Origin of the sequence: Roseobacter sp. (genome assembly GCF_024639605.1) — a bacterium.
GTDB lineage: Bacteria > Pseudomonadota > Alphaproteobacteria > Rhodobacterales > Rhodobacteraceae > Roseobacter.
On record NZ_JAHEHZ010000252.1, the window covers coordinates 1 to 2,988 of the forward strand.

Annotated in this window: 3 protein-coding genes; 1 reads left to right on the forward strand and 2 read right to left on the reverse strand. The window is 59.1% G+C overall.

All coding sequences use genetic code 11. The annotated features are described in order from the left end of the window. Positions 1-137 precede the first annotated feature (137 nt). On the reverse strand, positions 138-887 hold the full coding sequence (locus Q0M35_RS18395) for a response regulator (protein WP_295317699.1): 750 nt from the start codon (positions 885-887) through the stop codon (positions 138-140). A gap of 176 nt (positions 888-1,063) precedes the next feature. Between Q0M35_RS18395 and Q0M35_RS18400 the strand changes: the two genes are divergently transcribed. Further along, positions 1,064-1,735 (forward strand): helix-turn-helix domain-containing protein, encoded by a 672-nt coding sequence (locus Q0M35_RS18400; RefSeq protein WP_295317700.1) that lies wholly within the window; start codon positions 1,064-1,066, stop codon positions 1,733-1,735. Positions 1,736-1,834: 99 nt separating this feature from the next. On the opposite strand, the gene Q0M35_RS18405 is transcribed toward Q0M35_RS18400, so the two are convergent. Beyond that, positions 1,835-2,988, reverse strand: a 1,154-nt coding sequence (locus Q0M35_RS18405) for a hypothetical protein (protein ID WP_295317701.1), incomplete at its 5' end; no start/stop codon positions are given.

Genomic DNA, 2,988 nt, shown 5'->3' on the forward strand with positions numbered 1-2,988 from the left:
CTGACCTCCGGGTATGCCAGCGACGTGGTGACCAGCCGGATGGCTCAGGGCAAGGTATTTGATATTCTGCACAAACCCTACCGGCAGGAGGAGCTTGCACGCAGGCTTCAGGTGCTGCTGAATCCGCTGTCCGGCGGCTAAAGCGTTCCGACATCACAGGCAAAGCTGTAACCGATCCCGCGGACCGTCCTGATCAGTCTGGGCTTTGACGGATCGCGTTCGATCTTTTTGCGCAGCCGGGCCACCTGATTGTCTATGGTTCGGTCCAGCGGGCTCCATTCAAGCCCCCCGGTCAGATCCATCAGCTGATCGCGCGACAACACCCGCCCCGGCCGTTCCAGGAACACACTCAGCAGCCGGAAATCTCCGCTGGTCAGGTCGCAGTCCTCGCCTTTGCGGTCTGTCAGTTCGAACCGGTCTATGTTCGCAACCATCCCGTCAAACGTGAAATATGTTCCGGTCGCAGCAGCATCATCCCCCGGGTCCCGTGACGGGTCGGGCGATGTGGCTGCGGCCGTGGCTGCCGAACGGCGCAGAACGCTCCTGATGCGCGCTATAACTTCGCGGACATGAAACGGCTTGGTAATATAGTCATCAGCGCCGACCTCCAGGCCGACCACGCGGTCAATCACATCATCCCGTCCACTGACCATGATGATGGGCATCTGGGCGGTCTGCCGGATTTCGCGCGCCAGTTCTATGCCATTGTCCGCGCCCAGATGAACATCGAGCGTCATCAGGTTGATGGTCTCTGTATCAATGATCCGGCGCACCTCATCAGCGTTTTCGGCTTCCAGCACCGCAAATCCGTCATCCTCCAGAAGATTGCGCAGAAGGGTACGGATTTTAGGGTCGTCATCGACCACGAGGATTGTCTGATGTGTCACAAGCGGCACCCGGGCGGCGGAATGTGTATGCCCCAGAAATCTGAGACGATAAAACCGCCCGGTTTCAGCCGCCGGAACCGGGCGATACAATTTGATACAAAAATCTGCCCGGCCACAATACGCCGGATTACATTCGGCATCCAGGGTCATGTGAGATGATACGGGGGATCGCTCAGATGTATGTCACAATACCGACCGAACACTTTGAAACACTGCCGCCTGTCGGGATGCCTGTGCGCAGACCCGGAACACCGGAAGCAACACGGAATGCCGGGTCTTACCTCTTTTTCGAAGGGGATGAGGTCGAATGGCTCTATCAGGTGGTGTCTGGCGTTCTGCGCCTGACGCGGCTGCTTGAGGACGGCCGTCGCCAGGTCATCGCTTTCGGATACCCGGGCGATATCGTCGGGTTTCCCTCGGGTGGCCTGCATCACACGGACTGCGATGTGCTTGTGGATGCCCGCCTGCGCGTTTTCCGCCGCTCAGCACTTGAAAGCTGCGTCGGCAACCCGGAACTGCACCGGCAACTCCTTCAGGCGGCACTGGGTGAAATCAGTGCGATGCAGGATCATTTCATGATGCTGGGGCGCAAGTCAGCCGCCGAAAAACTCGCGTCTTTCCTGCACGTGCTCTTTGAACGTGTGGGGGAGGAAACAGATGGCAAAAGGCAGATTATGCTGCCAATGAGCCGGTCTGATATCGCGGATTTTCTCGGCCTCACCACTGAAACGGTGAGCCGGACGCTCACCCAGATGCGCAAGAGCGGGATCATTGACATTGAAGACATCTACAGAGTCGTGGTTCTGCGTCCGGACGCGTTGCTGAGGCTCTCTCTGGGTAACCGCTGAGGGCTGAGTTATCTCATCGGGCAACGGCGTGAAACATACCGGAGAAGCCGGCAACCCCGGGCGGCGGCCCGCAATGATCTGTCGCCGCCATCGGGCGTTTCAGTCTTCAACCGGCTTCATATCAACGTCGAGCGCCTGGCCGGGATTGCCAAGCAGAAACAGAAAGAGCGCCTTTGTCATGGCACCGATGCCCAGCAACACGAGCGTATAATTAGCGATCCAGCCGACGAAGGGGATGAAATTCAGCAGTGCAATCACACAGATGGCCACCGCAAAGATCGCGAGCCTGAGCGCGTTTCCGGGCGTATCCTGGCCACCAAGAGCGCGCCACAGATGCATGGCTACGCTGTAGGCTCCCAGAGCATATCCCAGCGTCCATGCCAGTACGATGCACAGCACTGCGACCGGCACAAAAGGCAGGCCGATGATCGTCAAAGCCGTAATCGGCACCATCCCGAAGAGTACAGACAACCCCAGAACACCCAGCAGCATGGCCTGACCGGGTGCCGATGCCACGTGCTGGCGCAGGTTTTCCAGCCGGCGCGGCATAAAGCCCAGCATCAGCGCGCCCAGAACAATGAAAAACAACAGTGAGATTATAAAGGTCATAAGAACCGACGCAAAGGTCGGCATCACAGGCATGTCCTCGTGGATGTCTTTCAGATCGTCCCAGCCCTCGCCGGCTGTGAAGCGCTCGAATACCACCCGCCCAGCGGGAGCCACGCGTTCAGGAACGGATATTTTATCGCCGGAACGGTATGTCAGAGTACCGCCGACGACGGCATCAGGGCCAAATGAGAGCGATCCGGCCAGCACCTGCATGTCACCGTCGACAGCGGCATTAAGGATAACATCGCGGCCGGCGACGGTGAGCGCCCCGGCGACGGGGCCTTCGATTGTGACGCTGTTGCCTGCAAGACGGGCGTTGCCGGCTGTCGCCGCCCCCCGCTCTGTGCGTACTGAAAACCCGGCAGCGGTGAGATCGCTGGCGACGGTCCCTCTTACGACAACGGTGGCGCCGATAGCATAGAGATCTTCAGCCACATCGGCGTTCACGGAGACATCGAACCCCTGAACATGCAGATCCCCCTGCGCTGCACCGCGCGCCGAGACCGACCGCGCGGACATAAAAGCATCACCGCCTGTGGAAATCGTTTCGCTCAGCACCTTACCTGCAAAGAACGTATCACCGCCGTTTTTCACCGTTTCAGCCGCCACCGGTGCGGAGAGGGCGAATACAATCAACGCCAGAA

Bases quoted from the DNA above. Each gene is read 5' to 3' on its own strand.
- Q0M35_RS18400 (WP_295317700.1), top strand. From the start codon at position 1,064: ATGTATGTCACAATACCGACCGAACACTTTGAAACACTGCCGCCTGTC.